The sequence below is a fragment of the Halorubrum hochsteinianum genome, assembly GCF_023702125.1.
Classification (GTDB): Archaea; Halobacteriota; Halobacteria; order Halobacteriales; family Haloferacaceae; genus Halorubrum; species Halorubrum hochsteinianum.
Genome location: NZ_CP098415.1, coordinates 78163 through 93868 on the forward strand (window position 1 = coordinate 78163; position 15706 = coordinate 93868).

Below are 15706 nucleotides of genomic sequence, written 5' to 3' on the forward strand. Positions count from 1 at the left end.
GTCAGCGTCCCACGACCGCTCGCAACGCGAACAGCGCGTTCGATTTCCGCTCGCGGATCCGCCGGTAGAAGTAGGAGAACCACTTGGAGCCGTACGGGATGTACTGGTACACGTCGACGCCGTCTGCGGCGAGGTCGAACTGCGCCGACTCGCGGACCCCGGTCAGCATCTGGACCTCGTAGGGCGTCCCGTGTTCGGCGTGGAGCTCCCCCGCGTACTCGATCATCGCCGGGTCGTGGCTCCCGACGGCGACCCCGTCGTCGAACGCCTCGAACATGTACGCGAGGCAGTCGCGGTACGACTCGTCGACGCGGGCCTTCTCCTTGTACGACAGCTCGGCCGGCTCGTCGTACGCCCCCTTGACGAGCCGGACCTTCCCCGGAAGCCCGGCGAGCCGTTCGAGGTCCTCGCGCGTCCGCTTCAGGTTCGCCTGTACGCAGACGCCGACGTTGCCGTCCGTCTCGACGGCGTGGCGCTCGAACGCGTCGAGCGTGACGTCCGTCGTCTCGTGGTCCTCCATGTCGATCCAGACGAACGTGTCGGCGTCGTCGGGCGCGGTCTCGGCGGTCCCGTTCGCCGCCGCGACGATCCGCGCGAGGTTCTCCTCGAAGGCGTCGTCGCCGACGTCGAGCCCGATCTGGCTCGACTTCACCGAGACGCAGGCGTTGACCTCCCGCTCTGCGATCCGCTCGACGAGGTCGACGTACGCGTCGGCGTCGGCGTCGGCGGGCGGCCGTTCCTCGTAGTGTTCGCCCAAGAGGTTCAGGATGCCGGCCACGCCGCGGTCGTTGAGCGACTCGACGTGAGCGAGCGCCGCCTCCGGCGTCTCTCCGGCGACGAAGTTGCTCGCGATTGGCGGTATCATGTGCGTACGGCGGGGCGGTATCGGTATATATGGGCACCCGACCAATTAGTCCGGGATATTTTGCCCGAAATGAACACAGTCACGAAAATATCGCCGCGTCCGCCGCGGAGGAAAGTCGGATCCGACCATGGGCGGGTCGGGGTTGAGATACTCTCCCAAACTGGGCTCTACCGAGCGATATGTCACGAGATACCATGGACGTTACGGACCGGAGAACGCTGCTGAAACTGACCGGGGGAGCGGGCGTCCTCGCCCTGTCGGGCTGTCTCAGCACGACCGACGAGGGCGACGGAAGCGACGGCGGCGACGGAGGAGACTCGTCCGACCCGTACGAGATCGGGATGGTCGACTCGCAGACCGGCTCGCTGTCGGCGTTCGGCGAGCGCAACCAGCGCGGCGTCAACCTCGCGTTGAGCCGGGTCAACGAGGTCGGGATCGACGGGCGGGAGCTCGACATCGTCGTCGAGGACTCCGAGAGCACGAACCAGGGCGGCATCGCGGCCGCACAGAAGCTCGTCAATCAGGACGGCGTCCCCTTCCTCATCGGCGCGGTCGGTTCGGGCGTCTCGCTGGCCATCTACGACAGCGTCGTCGAGGGGACCGACGTCGTCCAGCTGAGCCAGAACTCCACCGGGCTCAACCTCACGGACTTCCCGGGACTGCTCCGGATGTCGCCGTCTGGGCGCAGCCAGTCGCTCGCGCTGTCGAACATCGTCGCCGACGACGGCTACGACGAGGTGGCGATCACCTACGTCAACAACGACTACGGGCAGAGCCTCACCGACGCCTTCGTGAGCGCGTACGACGGCGAGGTGGCGTACAACAGCCCGCACGACCAGGAACAGCAGTCGTACTCCGGCGTCATCTCCGAGATGAACAACTCCGGCGCGGACGCGTAGCTGTTCATCACCTATCAGGCGGAGTTCGCGACGATGGTCAACGAGGTGTTCTCGTCCGGTTACGAGGCGCAGTTCTACGGGGCCGACTCCGTGTCCGGAGACGACGTGCTGGAGAACACCCCCGACGGGAGCATGGACGAGATGAAGATCGTCACCCCCTCGGCACCCGTCGAGGAGGAGAACTACCAGGCGTTCGCGTCCGACTTCGAGTCGGAGTACGGCCGACAGCCGACCTCGTGGGCGGCGTACGCGTACGACTGCGTGATCAACGCCGCGCTCGCGATCCAGGCCGCGGACGAGTTCACCGGCGCGGCGCTTCAGGACACCGTCCGGCGCGTCTCCGGTCCCGAGGGCGAGACGGTGACCTCCTTCGAGGCCGCGAGCGAGATCCTCGCCGACGGCGGCGGTCCGGACGACGTCGACTACCAGGGGGTCAGCGGCCCCATCGACTTCAACGAGGACGGTGACCCGGTCGGCTTCCTCCAGGTCTTGGAGGTCCAGGACCACGCGTACGAAGGCATCGACTTCATCGAAGGCTGATTCCCACAGATGACCGTTCTCGGATACCTGGCCAACGGGCTGGTCTTCAGCAGCATCATCGTCCTCGGGAGCATCGGGCTGTCGCTGGTGTACAGCATCGCCGACTTCGCCAACTTCGCGCACGGCGACACGATGACGATCGGCGCGTACACGTCACTCGTGACGTTCGGTGCGGTCGGCGGGCTCGGCGGCGCGGTGTTGGGGCTCCCGTACGGCTTCTTCGTCGCGCTCCTCGCCGGGATCGCTGTCGCGGCGGTCGTCGCGGTCGGCACCGAGAAGCTCATCTACGAGCCGCTCGACGTCGACTCGATCGGCCTGCTGATCACCTCGATCGGGATCGCGTTCATCTACCGCGCCGTGATCCAGATCCGGTTCGGCTCCGACTTCACCCGGTTCGACATCCAGCCGCTGCGCCCGATCGAGGCGCTGGTCCCGTACGGGATCCGGGTGACGCTCCACGACGTCGCGATCGTCGCCTCGGCGGTCGTGCTCGTCGTCGGACTCCACGTCCTGCTACAGTACACCGACCTCGGTCGGAAGATGCGCGCGATGGCCGACAACCCGGACCTCGCGCGCGTCAGCGGCATCCGAACGAGGCGGGTCAAGCTGTGGACGTGGGTCATCGGCGCGGGACTCGCCGGTGCCGGCGGCGTGTTCCTCGGGCTGTTCAACCAGCTCTCGCCGCGGATGGGGTTTAACCTCCTTCTGGTGATCTTCGCGGCCGTAATCCTCGGCGGCATCGGCTCCGTCTACGGCGCGATGGCGGGCGGCTTCCTCATCGGCATGATAAACCAACTGACGCCGTTCTTCTCGAACGTGGTCGAAGCGATACCGATCTGGCCCGGATGGCTCGCGGGAGTCGTTCGGAGCCTGATCAGCATCGAGTACGCGAACGCCATCGCGTTCGTGATCATGGTCCTGGTCCTGTTGATCCGGCCCAACGGGATCGCCGGGGAGGACGCGACATGAGCGCGCTCGACGCCCCGAGGGCGGCACTCGCGGAGCTGACCCGCCCGGAGGGATGGGTACTCGGCGTCAGCGTCGCGTTCCTGCTGTTCCTCCTCGCCGCGCTGCTCACCGGCGCGCTCGGCCCGACGTACTTCCTGTTCCTCGTCGGGCTGGCGGGGATGTACGCGCTGCTGTCGTTCGGACTGAACGCCCAGTGGGGGTTCACCGGACTGATCAACTTCAGCGTCGCCGCGTTCTTCGGCATCGGCGCGTACGGCTCCGCGCTGATGACCGCGAGCGGCTCGCCGATCGCGGGCGGGCTCGACCCGCTCGTCGGGCTCGTCGTCGCGCTCGTCGTCGCGTTCGCGCTGGCGCTGCTCATCGGTATCCCGACGCTCCGGCTCCGGGCCGACTACCTCGCCATCGCCTCCCTCGGGCTGGCGGAGGTCGTCCGCCTGATCGTGCTCAACGAGCGCTGGCTGACGAACGGCAGCGCCGGTGTTCGGGGGATTCCGGGCTTCTTCGAGGGGTGGCCCGTCCTCTCTACGTTCCCGGAGGCGATGCCGGGACTGCGGCTGGAGGTCGTGCCCGGCTCGCCGATACTCCTCGAAACGGCGTTCTGGCAGGCGTCGCTGAACGTCCTGCTGGTCCTCGGGTTCGCCGGCGCGACGTTCTTCGTCCTGCGGCGGGCACACCGCTCCCCGTGGGGCCGGGTGCTGCGGACGATCCGCTCGGACGAGGACCTCGCGCGGGCGCTGGGGAAGAACACCTACTCGTTCAAGATGCAGTCGTTCGTCCTCGGCAGCCTGATCATGGCGCTGGCGGGCGTGTTCTACACGCACCTCAACCTGTACGTCGGACCGGGCGACCTCGACCCCATCACGACGTTCTACGCGTGGGTGGCCGTGATCTTGGGCGGCAGCGGCTCCAACCGCGGGGCGCTGTTCGGCGGGATCGTCATCGTCACGATCCGCGAGGGGACGCGGTTCCTCAACGACGTGGCTTTGCCGATCGACCCCGCGCCGCTCAGACTGCTGCTGATCGGCGTCGTGATCGTCGCCGTGATGCGCTACCGCCCGCAGGGGATCCTCCCGCCGCAGCGGGATCTCATCTGGCCGAGCGCGGTCGACGGGGGCGGCGCGCCGGAGACGCCGGACAGCGGCGTCCGCGAACGCAAGGGAGGTGGCGGCGATGAGTGACGCCGCCGAGAACGTCGTCCTCCGCGTCGACGACCTCCAGAAGTCGTTCGGCGGGCTCACCGCGACGGACCACGCCACCTTCGACGTCGAGCGGGGGACGATCACCGGCCTCATCGGTCCGAACGGGGCCGGCAAGTCGACCATCTTCAACCTCATCTCCGGCTTCTACGAGCCGGACGGGGGGACCGTCGAGGTGAACGGGACCGACGTGACCGGCATGGAGCCGTACGAGGTCGCCGAGCGCGGGCTCGTCAGGACGTTCCAGACCCCCCGCAAACTGGAGGGGATGACGGTCCGCGAGGCCATGCTCGTCGGGCCGCGGAACCAGCCCGGCGAGTCGTTCGTCCGGCTGTTCACCTCGCCGGGAGCGGTCGCCGAGAGCGAGTCGGAGAACCTCGCCGACGCGGAGCGGATACTGGCGGAGTTCGAGATCGACCACCTCGCGGAACAGCCCGCGACGGATATCTCCGGCGGGCAGATGAAGCTCGTCGAACTCGCGCGGGCCATGCTCGCCGAGCCGGAGGTACTGCTCTTGGACGAGCCCGTCGCGGGGGTGAATCCGACGCTCGCGAAGAAGCTCAAATCGCAGATCCGCCGGCTCAACGACCGCGGGACGACGTTCCTGCTCATCGAACACGACATGGAGTTCGTGATGGACCTGGCGGACCCGATCGTCGTCTTGGATCAGGGGACCGTCCTGACCGAGGGGACGCCGCACTCGGTGCGCAACGACCAGCGCGTCATCGACGCCTACCTCGGAGGTGGCGCATGAGCGACGACGTGACCGGGGCCGCCAACGACCGTTCCGGGGCCGCGGACGGGCCGCGCGGCGGGACCGACCCCGTCCTCTCGCTGTCGGGCGTCGACAGCGGCTACGGCGAGGTACAGGTGCTCGACGACTGCTCGGTCCGACTCGACCCGGGCGAGATCGTCTGTCTCGTCGGTCCCAACGGGGCCGGCAAGTCGACGGTCCTCAAGACGGCGTTCGGGATGTTGACTCCGTGGACGGGAACCGTCGAGTACCACGGCCGCGACATCGGGGGAATGGCCCCCGAGGAGATCGTCCGCGAGGGGATCGGCTACGTCCCCCAGACCGACAACGTGTTCGGGTCGCTGACGATAGAGGAGAACCTGCGGATGGGCGGCGTCGCCCGCGACGGCGGCCTCGACGAGGTGATAGCGAAGCTGTACGACCGGTTCCCGATCGTCGAGGAGAAGCGGAACGCGAAGGCCCGCACGCTCTCGGGCGGGCAGCGTCAGGTGTTGGCGTTCGCCAGGGCCCTCGTGATGGAGCCGGACGTGCTGCTCATCGACGAGCCGTCCGCGGGGCTCGCGCCGAACACCGCCGACGACGTGTTCGAGGACGTTCGGGCCGTCAACGACATGGACACCGCGATCCTGATGGTCGAACAGAACGTGACGAAGGGGCTAGGCATCTCCGATCGCGGCTACGTCCTCGATCAGGGGACCGTCAGGTTCGAGGGAACCCCCGAGGACCTGCTGAACGACGAGGAGGTCTCGCAGCTGTACCTCGGCGGGTGAGTCCCCGCCGGACCGCCGGCCCCGGACGCGAAGTTCCGCCGACGCGACCGCGGTTCGCGGGGCTACGTCACTCCCTTCTCCAGTTCCCCTTTCAGCTCCGCGCCGTCGAACTCGTGGTCGGGCCGGATGGCGACGAAGTCGAGGAACCGCTCCGCCGCGAGCAGCTCGTCGACGTCGTAACTGCTCAGCCCGGCGTCGACGGCCGCGGCCGCGCCGATCAGCGGTTCGAGCGCCGCGAGCGCGCTCGCGAGGTCGTACGCGCGCGCCGCCTCTCGGCCGTCCTCGCTCACGCGGGTCGCGTCGATGACGTACAGCTCCCCGTCGGCCACGAGGACGTTCTCCGCGCGGAGGTCGCCGTGCGCGAGGCCGGCGTCGTGGACGGTCCGCAGCGTCGCGAACAGGTCGGGCGCGAGCCGGGCGACCGCCTCGCGGTCCAGCTCGCCGAGCGTTCGGAACTCGGGGAGGTACTCCAGCACGAGGACCCCGAGGTCGCCGACCTCGAACGCCTCGACCGGCTCCGGCGCGTGGACTCCCAGCTCGCGGACCCGGCGGGTCGCCTCCAGTTCGTGACGCGCCATCTCGTAGGGAGTCTCGTGGCGCTCGAAGAACCCCTCCGTGCCGGCCGAGAACGCGCCGAGGTTCCGCCCGGTGGTGAACAGCGCGTGGACGAGCGTGTTCTGCCGGGTGATCACCTTCACGAAGAGGTCGTCGTCGACGACCATCGGGGTCGACAGCCAGTTGTCGGCGTCGAGGAACCGGATCCGCATCCCGTCGCGGTCGTACCGGTCCGCCAGCTCGCGCGCGACCCGCTCGACGTCGGGCCAGTCGACGCGACCGCGGACGAGCTGCCGGAACTCCATACCGGCGGAACGCGGCGACGCCCCATAAGTCGTCGGCTCGCGGGCCGAGCCCGGCAGGACGCGACGCGATCTTTCACGGTCGTTCGCATCGTTTATGCCCGCGGGTCGCAATTCTTGCCCATGGACTTCGAGGTACCCGCGGAACACCGGATGATGCGCGACACCGTCCGGGAGTTCTGCGAGGACGAGATCGCCCCCATCGCACAGGAGATAGAGGACGAACACCGGTTCCCCGAGGAGGTGTTCGACTCCCTCGCCGACCTCGACGTGATGGGCGTCCCGGTCTCCGAGGAGTACGGCGGACTCGGCGGCGACCAGCTGATGTACGCCCTGATCACGGAGGAGCTCGGCCGCGTTTCGGGCGGGATCGGCCTCTCGTACGCCGCCCACACCTCGCTGGGCGCGAAGCCGATCGACCTGTTCGGCACGAACGAGCAGAAGGAGGAGTGGCTCCGCCCGCTCGCCGAGGGCGAGGGGATCGGAGCGTGGGCGCTCACGGAGCCGGGCAGCGGTTCCGACGCGTCCGACATGGACACCACCGCCGAGTACGACGCCGACGCGGGCGAGTACGTGCTCAACGGCACCAAGCAGTTCATCACGAACGCGAACGTCGCGAACTCGATCCTCGTCAAGGCGGTCACCGACCCCGAGGCGGGCTACGACGGCATCTCGACGTTCATCGTCGACCCGGAGAACGACGACGGGTTCGAGGTGACGACCGTCTGGGACAAGATGGGGCTCAACAGCTCGCCGACCTGCGAGATCGCCTTCGACGACGTGCGGCTCCCGGCGGACCGCCTGCTCGGCGAGGAGGGCGAGGGCTGGACGCAGACGATGAAGACGCTCGACGGCGGCCGGATATCCATCGCCGCGCTCTCCGTGGGGCTCGCGCGGGGGGCCTACGAGGCCGCCGAGGAGTACGCGGGCGAGCGCGAGCAGTTCGGGAAACCGATCGCGAAGTTCGACGCGGTCCGCGACAAGATCGTCCACATGCACCGCCAGATCGAGCGGGCGCGGCTGCTCACGCACAAGGCGGCGACGAGGTACGACGCCGGCGAGTCGGTCACGAGGGAGTCGGCGCTGGCGAAGCTCGACGCCAGCGAGGCGGCCCGCGAGGTCGCCGAGGAGGCCGTCCAGACGCTCGGCGGCTACGGCTACACGACCGACTTCGCCCCGCAGCGCTTCTACCGCGACGCGAAGCTGATGGAGATCGGCGAGGGGACGAGCGAGATCCAACACGTCGTCATCGGGCGCGAACTCGGGCTGTAATCGGGTTCGGCGGCGGTCCGCGCGGGCGGCGGCGTCACCGCCGCCCCCGCCGCGACGCCCGTCACGGGAACTCCACGAGGTCGTCGTCGACGCCGCGCAGGCTCTCCGCGAGCCGAGATCCCTCGGGCACCGCCCGGAGGAAGGGCTCCGACCCGAACCTGACCTCGCCGTTGACGGACACGAGACCGAGGTCCGCGGGGTCGCCGTCGAGTCCGGTGAGGAACGCGACGGTGCGGACCGCGGGCACGTCGCCGGCCCGCGACTCGGGGTCGACGGAGCCGTACAGGGTGCGGTTGACGGCGACGTGGTGGACGCAGGTCGGCGTCGGGGCGAAACACAGCAGGTAGCGAGCGCCCGGCTCGCTGCGCCCCAGCTTCGGCCGGAGGGCGTGGCGGTCGTCGGCGTGGAAGTACCGCTCCATCCGGCGGTACTGGCGAAGGATCTCGTTCGCGCCGGTGGCGCGGCGGACCGCCGCGTCCGCCTTGAGTTCGACCACGCGGTCGACCGGCTCGGGCGTCCGTGTCCGGACGAAGAGGTCTACTACCCCCTCACGGCCGTCGGCGTCGTACGGCTCTTCGAGCCGGATCGCCGGGTCGTCGACCGTCGCCTCGTAGTGTTCGACGAGCCGGGTCGCCAGCGCGTCCTCGCGCATGAGTTTCGGGACGGGGCGGAGGGCGATAAACCCGGCTCTCGGCGGCGCGCGACCGGCCGTGCGCCGCGGGCCCGGGCGGTCCCGCCGCACGTCGCGGCGCGTTCCCACGAACCGGGAGCCATCACGGGGTTTGTAAGGCCTCGGACCCTACCATCGACGATGTCTGACAAACTGTCCAGACGGCGGTATCTCGCCGGAACCGGAGCCGCGTTGACCATCGGAACGCTCGCCGGCTGTTCCGGCGGCGGCGACGGCGGCGACGGGTCCGACGGCTCGGACGGAGACGACGGGATGGACGGATCTGACGGCGGTGACGGCGGCGACGTGCCGAGCGAGATCGACGACTACCTCGCCGACGCCAACCAGTACGACGGGTCCATCGAGGACCTCACCGGGCAGGACGAGGTCACGATCGAGGTCGGCACGGGTGACGTCGGATACGGCTTCTCGCCGGCGGCGGTCCGGATCGACTCCAGCACCACCGTCGTCTGGGAGTGGACCGGGAACGGCGGCGGGCACAACGTGGCCTCGGTCGAGGACTCGGAGTCCGACTTCGACAACGGTGAAATCATCGGCGAGGAAGGGTACACCTTCGAGCAGTCGTTCGACAACACCGGCACCCAGCTGTACGAGTGTACCCCGCACTCGGCGAACGGGATGCTCGGCGCGATCGAAGTCGTCGAGGCCTGAGCGACTCGGCGCGGGCCGCCTCGGGACGCGACTACGACCTTTTTCCGACGACGACGGAGCTCACGGGAGGAACGACCAGCGGACGTCGACGATCCGGTCGTGCTCGCTCGTGACCGTCGGCCGCGCGAGGTGGTCGTTGGCGTTGACGCCGGCGTCCGCCAGGCGCGTGAGCGCCTCGTCGAGCGTGCGGTCCGAGCGCTCCACGCTGGCGTCGCGGACGTAAGGGGCGTCCAGCGGGTTCGCCCGGGAGTTCGAGATCTCGATCGCGTCGGTGAGGTCGCCGCCGATCGCGCGCGGCGGCTGGTGGAAGTGCCAGTCGCCGACCGTGAGGAACAGCCACACGTCGCCGTTGATGGCGTGGTACTCGCCGGTGACCAGCTCGGCGTCGTGCGCGACGATACGGGAGAGGACGGCCGTCTTGAGCCGGTAGAGCGCGTCTTTCCGCGCCGAGCGGACGTTGCTCTCGGTGACGTCGCCGCGCTCGTAGGCGGCGGTCGCCTCGTCGGCGAACTGCTTCGCGACCTTGTTGACGACGTACAGCGATTCGAGCAGGTCGTCCGTCGGTTCGAGCGGAGTCACGGCGGGATACCGGTCGTGTACTGCGACCGCCCGCACCTCCGGCCGTCTCGGTCATATGCGTTTCGGGACTCGGATCCCGGTGCGACCGCCGGGCGGCGACGCGGAGGACCGCCGGGCGGCGACGCGCCGGGTCCGGCCGTCGGCGCGGGGCCCCGGGATGGTTAATTCTTTAAGCGCAGGGACGAAGGAGAAGGCAAGATGGCGCACGACTCCGTGAAGCTGTACTCGGCGATATACGTCGCCCTCCTCGTGGCGGCGACGCTGAACTTCCTCCTCTTCGAGTCGTCTTTCGTCGAGTTCACCTACGCGCAGGCGATCATTGGCACGTTGGTGATTGCGACGGTCAAGACGCTGCTCATCGTCGCGTACTTCATGCACCTCCGGTGGGAGAACCGCTCGCTGACCTACCTGATGGGGATGGCGCTTGCGCTCACCATGCTGCTGATGGCGGCCGCGACGTACTCCATCTCGTAAACCGCTCCCGCGCTCCGAACGCCGAACGCGCCCTCGCCGTTCCGCTCCGTTTTCGCCGTCGCTCTCGACGTCCCTCCCACCCCGCTGCCGTTGTATTAGTGGATAATATTAGTTAGTTATATCACGGTCGCTCCGCGACGATGAGCCGTCAATGGCGTTCAGCGACCGACTCCTCGACGCCGGATCGGAGATCTGGGACGCGCAGAGGGAGCACCCGTTCGTCGTCGAACTCGCGGACGGCAGCCTCGACGAGGGGGCGTTCCGCCACTGGGTGAAGCAGGACTACCGGTACCTGCTCGACTACGCTCGCGTCTTCGCGCTCGCGGGGGCGGCGGCGGACGACGAGGAGACGACGCGGCGGCTGACGGGGACCGCGCACGCCACCCTCGCGGACGAGATGGACCTCCACCGGTCGTTCGCGGCCGAGTACGGGCTCTCGCCCGCGGACCTCGAAGCCGTCGAGAAGGCACCGACCTGCGCCGCCTACACGGACTTCCTCGTGCGGACGGCCCACGAGGGGTCGATCGCCGAGATCGCGGCCGCCGTCTACCCGTGCGGACAGGGCTACCTCGACGTCGCCGACCACATGGCCGACCTCGCGACCGGGGAGCACCGGTACACGCCGTTCATCGAGAAGTACACGAGCGACGAGTTTCGCGAGACGGTCGCGTGGATGCGCGACCTCGTCGACCGGTACGGCGAGGCGTACCCCGGCGAGCGCGACGCCATGCGGGCGGCGTTCCTGCGGAGCGCCCGGCTCGAACACGCGTTCTGGGAGATGTGTTACACCCGAGAGGAGTGGTCCGTCTGAGCCGGTCGCCGAACGGGAGGGGGACCTCAGGAGCCTTCGTCGGGAGCAACGACTTCCGGATCCCCGCGGCGGGAGCAGCGACCGCCGGTTGCCGAAGGGCCTAATGGACGCTCGGCCAACTGGCGGACCGAAATGGACGTGTTACTCCTGGGCGCGAGCGGGCGCATCGGACGGCGAGTCGCGACGGAGCTGCTCTCCCGCGGCCACTCGGTCACGGGCGTCTCGCGGAGCGGAACCGTGGATGGAATCGACGACGGCGGCTTCGTCGCCGTCGCGGGGGACGCGACCGACCCCGATCAGGTGGCGCGGCTCGCGGCCGGCCACGACGCGGTCGCGTCCGCGCTCGGTCCGGGCGAGGACGACGACCCGGCGGTCCTCACCGAGATGATCGAGGCGACGATCGAGGGACTGCGCCGCGCCGGCGTCGACCGGCTCGTGTGGACGGGCGGCGCGGGCGGCCTGTCCGTCGGCCCGGACACGCGCCTCGTCGAGACGGAGGAATTCCCCGACAAGTGGGAACCAGTCGCCCGCGCGGCCATCGACGCGTACGGGATCCTCGAAGCCGCCGACGACCTCCGGTGGACCTACCTCGCGCCGGCCGCGCTCATCGAGCCCGGCGAGCGGACCGGCGAGTACCGGACCGCCGAGGGCGAGCTGGTGGCCGACGAGGACGGCGACAGCTACATCTCGATGGAGGACTTCGTCGTCGCGCTCGTCGACGAACTCGAGTCGGGCGACGGGATCGGCAGCTACCTCGCCACCGGGTACTGAGGTCGGTTCCCGCGGACCGGCTACCGGAAATCAGTCGAGAAAATACTACAGCGAATCGGCACCGAATCGCTCGTACCGACTCAGTCGCCGCGGAGCGCCGCGGCGGCGACGCTACCCGTTCAGAACGGGTACTCGCGCGGCTCGTGCTGGATCGAGATCCACTTCGTCTCGGTGATCTCCTCCAGGAACGCGTCGCTGTTGTAGTGGCCGACGCCGGACGCCCCGATCCCGCTGAACGGGACGTGCGCCTCGTCGTTGATCGGCTGGTCGTTGATGTGGACGTTGCCGGTCTCCATGCGGTCGGCGATCTCCTTCGCCGTGCCGAGGTCGCCGGAGTGGACCGCGCCGGAGAGTCCGTACTCGGTGTCGTTGGCGATCTCGACCGCCTCGTCGACATCGGAGAACGGGATCACCGGCGCGATCGGACCGAAGTGCTCGTTCGCCGCGGCGGGCATGTCGTTCGTCACGCCCGAGAGGACGGTCGGCGCGACGACGAGCGAGTCGTCGACGCCGTCGACGTCGACCGCGTGGCCGCCCGTTTCGAGGGTCGCGCCCGCCTCGACCGTCTCGTCGACGTAGCCGAGCATCTCGTCGCGCTGCGACTCGTCGATGATCGGCCCGACGATCGTCTCCGGGTCGTGGACGCTGCCGGTCGGCAGCGACTCGGCGCGGTCGACGAGCCCCGCGACGTACTCGTCGTAGATGTCCTCGTGGACGACGTGGCGGTTGATCGAGATACACACCTGTCCCTGGTGGACGAAGGAGCCGAACGCGGCGGCGTCGAGCGCGCGGTCGAGATCGGCGTCCGCGGTGACGACGTGGGCGTTGTTCCCGCCGAGCTCCATCGCCGGGACGGCGAGGTTCTCGCCCGCGAGGCCGGCGACACGCTTGCCGATCTCGGTCGAGCCGGTGAACGCGACGACGTCGCTCTCGGGGTGGCTCGCGACGCGGTCGCCGATCGCCGAGCCGCGGCCGGTGACGACGTTCAGGACGCCCTCGGGGAGGTCCGTCTCCTCGAACAGCTTCGCGAACAGCAGCCCGCCGGTGATCGGGGAGTTCGTCGACGGCTTGAGCACCACGGAGTTACCCGCCGCGATGGCGGGCGCGACCGCCCGCATCGAGAGGTTCAGCGGGAAGTTCCACGGCGAGATCACCGTGACGACGCCCTTGGGGCCGACCTGAAGCTGGTTCTCCTTGCCGGGAATGTTGGAGGCGGCGTGCTCGCCTTTCATCCGGCGCGGGAGCGTCGCGGCCTCGCCGGCGTGGTCGGCCGCGATCTGGATCGACGTCTCGCCCATGATCGCCGAGCCGCCGACCTCGTACTCCAACAGCTCGATGATCTCCTCGCTGTGCGCGTCGAGCGCCTGATGGAACTGCTCGATGACCGCCTGTCGGCGGGCGGGCGGCTGCTCGCCCCACGACTCTTGCGCCTCCGCGGCGGCCTCGTAGGCCGCGTCCACGTCGGCCTCGGTGCCCGCGGCCACCTCGGTCACCGCCTCGCGCGTCGAGGGGTCCTCGACGGCGATGGTCTCGCCGCTCTCGCTGGCGCGCCACTCGCCGTCGACGTAGAGTTCCTCCCAGCCCGCGTCGATCGATAGGTCACTCATTGCGTTTTACCGAACGGTAGAAACAGCAAAAAGGGGAGAGATAGCGGAGATGCCCGCCGGATCGGGGGAATCGACCGACGGAGCGCCGACCGGCGATCCGACGGCTCCAACAGACTTTACCGCTCGGTAAACGAGTGGTGACGTATGAGCCAGTTCGACCGGTCCGGCGGGGTCGCCTCCGACGGCGAGCGCGCGGACCGCATCGACGGGACCGACGGCGCGGCCGCGGCCGCCCGAACGAAGTCGCGGATCCCGCCCGCGGAGGTGTTCGCCGTCCTCGGCAACGAGACGCGGGTCGAGGTCCTCCACGCGCTGCTCGAACTCGGCGGCGACGAGTCGCCCGTGAGCTTCACCGAGCTCTTCGAACGGGTCGACGCGACGGACAGCGCGAACTTCAGCTACCACCTCGACCAGCTCACCGGGCACTTCGTCCGGCGGCGCGAGGAGGGGTACGAGCTCCGCGCGCCCGGCCGGAAGGTCGTGAGCTCCATCTTCACCGGCACGCTGACCGAGCGGGCGCAGCTCGGCTTCTTCCCGGCGGAGGGGTCGTGTCACGCCTGCGGCGGCGACCTCCACGGGTGGTACGTCGACGACACGCTCGCTATCGGCTGCACCGACTGCGGCGCGATACAGGTGAGCTACCCCTTCCCGGCGGGCGCGCTCGACGGTCGGTCGACCGACGACCTGCTGGAGGCGTTCCACCACTACGTCCGACACCACTACTGTCTGGCCGCGGACGGCGTCTGCCCCGAGTGTACCGGAACCGTCGAGACCGACCTCGTGCGGACGCCCGACGAGGAGGGGCAGGCCGTCGCGGTCGAGCACGTCTGCCGGCGCTGTAGCTACGACCTCCGGTCGACGGTCGGTCTCCTGCTGCTCGACGACCCCGACGTCCTCCGGTTCTGCGCGGACCGCGGCGTCGACCTGAGTTCGACGCCGTTCTGGGAGTTCGACTGGTGCGTGAGCGACGCCGCGACGACGGTCGTCTCCGAGGACCCGCTTCGCGTGCGGCTGACGGTCGCCTGCGCGGGCGACGAGATGCGAGTCGGCGTCGACGAGTCCGGGAGGGTCGTCGAGACGGACGGCCCCGAACGCGACGCGACGTAGCTCGCACCGGCGGAGCGCCGCCGCTCGTCGGGTCGAGTCCGGTCGAAAACCGCAGAGAGAGAGGGGAGGGGGCCGCCGCGAACGCCCACAGTCTCGCTCCGTCGCCGGCGGCCGAGGCGGCGGAGCGGAAACGGCGCGTCCGGCGCGTCCGGCGCGTCAAGAGACGCGGGAGACGCGCCGGGGTGCGCCTCGTTTACTCGAACAGCTCGACGGCCTGCTCGTAGCGGTCCGACGGCTCCTCCCAGTCGACGACCTCGAAGAAGTTGTCGACGAACTCGCCGCGGGCCGGGCCGTAGTCGTGGTAGTAGGAGTGCTCCCAGACGTCGAGCGCGAGGACGGGGTGACCGCCCCAGATAGCGCCCTGGTCGTGCTTGTCGACCACGACGTTGCGAAGCTGGTTCGAGAACGAATCGTACACCAGAAGCGCCCAGCCGCTGGCCGCGGAGGCCGCCGCCTCGAACTCGCCCTTCCAGGCCTCGTACGAGCCGAAGTCCTCCTCGATGCGGTCGGCCAGCTCACCCTCGGGCTCGTCGCCGCCCTCCGGCGACATGTTCTGCCAGAACAGGTCGTGGAGGATGTGGCCCGAGGAGTTGTGAGTCACGTTGCGAATGGCTCCGCCGGAAGAGGAGAAGTCGCCAGCGTCGCGGTTCGCTTCGAGCGTCTCCTCGGCGGCGTTCCAGCCGTTTACGTACCCTTGGTGGTGGGTATCGTGGTGCCATTCGAGCACCTGCTCGGAGATGTGCGGTTCCAGCGCGTCGTACTCGTACGGCAGCGGATCGAGTTCGTAGCTCATTGTTGCGTTCCGTTGTACTCGCGGCACGGGTAAGAAGGTTCTCTGTAACGCTTTCCAGTAAATATCCTGTTACGACAGAACTCGATTATGAGGGCTCAAA

General features: G+C 69.0%; 16 protein-coding genes and 1 pseudogene. 11 read left to right on the top strand and 6 right to left on the bottom strand.

Features of this window, described 5'->3' with window-relative positions:
* Position 1: 1 nt before the first annotated feature.
* On the bottom strand, positions 2 to 865 hold the full coding sequence (locus NAF06_RS00435; protein WP_008586132.1) for a proline dehydrogenase family protein: 864 nt from the start codon (positions 863 to 865) through the stop codon (positions 2 to 4).
* A gap of 179 nt (positions 866 to 1044) precedes the next feature.
* Here NAF06_RS00435 and NAF06_RS00440 point away from each other — a divergent pair.
* The 5 genes and pseudogenes from NAF06_RS00440 to NAF06_RS00460 all read left to right on the top strand — a co-directional run bounded on the left by NAF06_RS00440 (position 1045) and on the right by NAF06_RS00460 (position 5993).
* A pseudogene (locus NAF06_RS00440) lies at positions 1045 to 2304 on the top strand (ABC transporter substrate-binding protein).
* Between the two features lie 9 nt (positions 2305 to 2313).
* A complete protein-coding gene (locus tag NAF06_RS00445; RefSeq protein ID WP_008586129.1) occupies positions 2314 to 3273 on the top strand; it encodes a branched-chain amino acid ABC transporter permease in 960 nt (319 codons plus the stop codon).
* Positions 3270 to 4451: a branched-chain amino acid ABC transporter permease gene (locus tag NAF06_RS00450; RefSeq protein ID WP_008586127.1), complete on the top strand. Its 1182-nt coding sequence runs from the start codon at positions 3270 to 3272 to the stop codon at positions 4449 to 4451. Before NAF06_RS00445 ends, NAF06_RS00450 begins: the two co-directional genes overlap by 4 nt.
* Positions 4444 to 5223, top strand: coding sequence for an ABC transporter ATP-binding protein (locus tag NAF06_RS00455; RefSeq protein ID WP_049908860.1), 780 nt, complete (start codon positions 4444 to 4446; stop codon positions 5221 to 5223). The genes NAF06_RS00450 and NAF06_RS00455 overlap by 8 nt, the downstream gene beginning before the upstream one ends.
* A complete protein-coding gene (locus tag NAF06_RS00460; protein WP_008586123.1) occupies positions 5220 to 5993 on the top strand; it encodes an ABC transporter ATP-binding protein in 774 nt (257 codons plus the stop codon). The genes NAF06_RS00455 and NAF06_RS00460 overlap by 4 nt, the downstream gene beginning before the upstream one ends.
* A gap of 62 nt (positions 5994 to 6055) precedes the next feature.
* Here NAF06_RS00460 and NAF06_RS00465 read toward each other — a convergent pair whose 3' ends face one another.
* Entirely contained in the window at positions 6056 to 6853 is a 798-nt protein-coding gene (locus NAF06_RS00465; protein ID WP_008586117.1) for an RIO1 family regulatory kinase/ATPase domain-containing protein, read from the bottom strand.
* Between the two features lie 120 nt (positions 6854 to 6973).
* On the opposite strand from NAF06_RS00465, the gene NAF06_RS00470 reads away from it, so the two are divergent.
* Positions 6974 to 8122, top strand: coding sequence for an acyl-CoA dehydrogenase family protein (locus NAF06_RS00470; protein WP_008586116.1), 1149 nt, complete (start codon positions 6974 to 6976; stop codon positions 8120 to 8122).
* Positions 8123 to 8183: 61 nt separating this feature from the next.
* On the opposite strand, the gene NAF06_RS00475 is transcribed toward NAF06_RS00470, so the two are convergent.
* The gene (locus tag NAF06_RS00475) at positions 8184 to 8774 is read right to left on the bottom strand and encodes a hypothetical protein (RefSeq protein ID WP_008586115.1); all 591 of its coding nucleotides are present in this window, start codon (positions 8772 to 8774) and stop codon (positions 8184 to 8186) included.
* Between the two features lie 159 nt (positions 8775 to 8933).
* Between NAF06_RS00475 and NAF06_RS00480 the strand changes: the two genes are divergently transcribed.
* Positions 8934 to 9464, top strand: a complete 531-nt coding sequence (locus NAF06_RS00480) for a halocyanin domain-containing protein (RefSeq protein WP_008586114.1) — start codon at positions 8934 to 8936, stop codon at positions 9462 to 9464.
* 60 nt (positions 9465 to 9524) lie between these two features.
* Here NAF06_RS00480 and NAF06_RS00485 read toward each other — a convergent pair whose 3' ends face one another.
* A complete protein-coding gene (locus tag NAF06_RS00485) occupies positions 9525 to 10043 on the bottom strand; it encodes a hypothetical protein (protein WP_049908858.1) in 519 nt (172 codons plus the stop codon).
* 198 nt (positions 10044 to 10241) lie between these two features.
* On the opposite strand from NAF06_RS00485, the gene NAF06_RS00490 reads away from it, so the two are divergent.
* The 3 genes from NAF06_RS00490 to NAF06_RS00500 all read left to right on the top strand — a co-directional run bounded on the left by NAF06_RS00490 (position 10242) and on the right by NAF06_RS00500 (position 12099).
* Positions 10242 to 10517 (top strand): cytochrome C oxidase subunit IV family protein, encoded by a 276-nt coding sequence (locus NAF06_RS00490; RefSeq protein WP_008586110.1) that lies wholly within the window; start codon positions 10242 to 10244, stop codon positions 10515 to 10517.
* A 151-nt stretch (positions 10518 to 10668) separates the two neighbouring features.
* Complete coding sequence (gene tenA, locus NAF06_RS00495) at positions 10669 to 11328, top strand: thiaminase II (RefSeq protein ID WP_008586109.1); 660 nt, start codon at positions 10669 to 10671, stop codon at positions 11326 to 11328.
* 132 nt (positions 11329 to 11460) lie between these two features.
* Positions 11461 to 12099 (top strand): NAD(P)-dependent oxidoreductase, encoded by a 639-nt coding sequence (locus NAF06_RS00500; protein WP_008586107.1) that lies wholly within the window; start codon positions 11461 to 11463, stop codon positions 12097 to 12099.
* A 119-nt stretch (positions 12100 to 12218) separates the two neighbouring features.
* Here NAF06_RS00500 and NAF06_RS00505 read toward each other — a convergent pair whose 3' ends face one another.
* Entirely contained in the window at positions 12219 to 13706 is a 1488-nt protein-coding gene (locus NAF06_RS00505; protein ID WP_008586105.1) for an aldehyde dehydrogenase family protein, read from the bottom strand.
* 144 nt (positions 13707 to 13850) lie between these two features.
* Here NAF06_RS00505 and NAF06_RS00510 point away from each other — a divergent pair, with 144 nt between their 5' ends.
* Positions 13851 to 14813, top strand: coding sequence for an ArsR/SmtB family transcription factor (locus NAF06_RS00510; RefSeq protein ID WP_008586103.1), 963 nt, complete (start codon positions 13851 to 13853; stop codon positions 14811 to 14813).
* A gap of 193 nt (positions 14814 to 15006) precedes the next feature.
* Here NAF06_RS00510 and sod read toward each other — a convergent pair whose 3' ends face one another.
* Entirely contained in the window at positions 15007 to 15606 is a 600-nt protein-coding gene (sod, locus tag NAF06_RS00515) for a superoxide dismutase (protein WP_251106171.1), read from the bottom strand.
* Positions 15607 to 15706 lie beyond the last annotated feature (100 nt).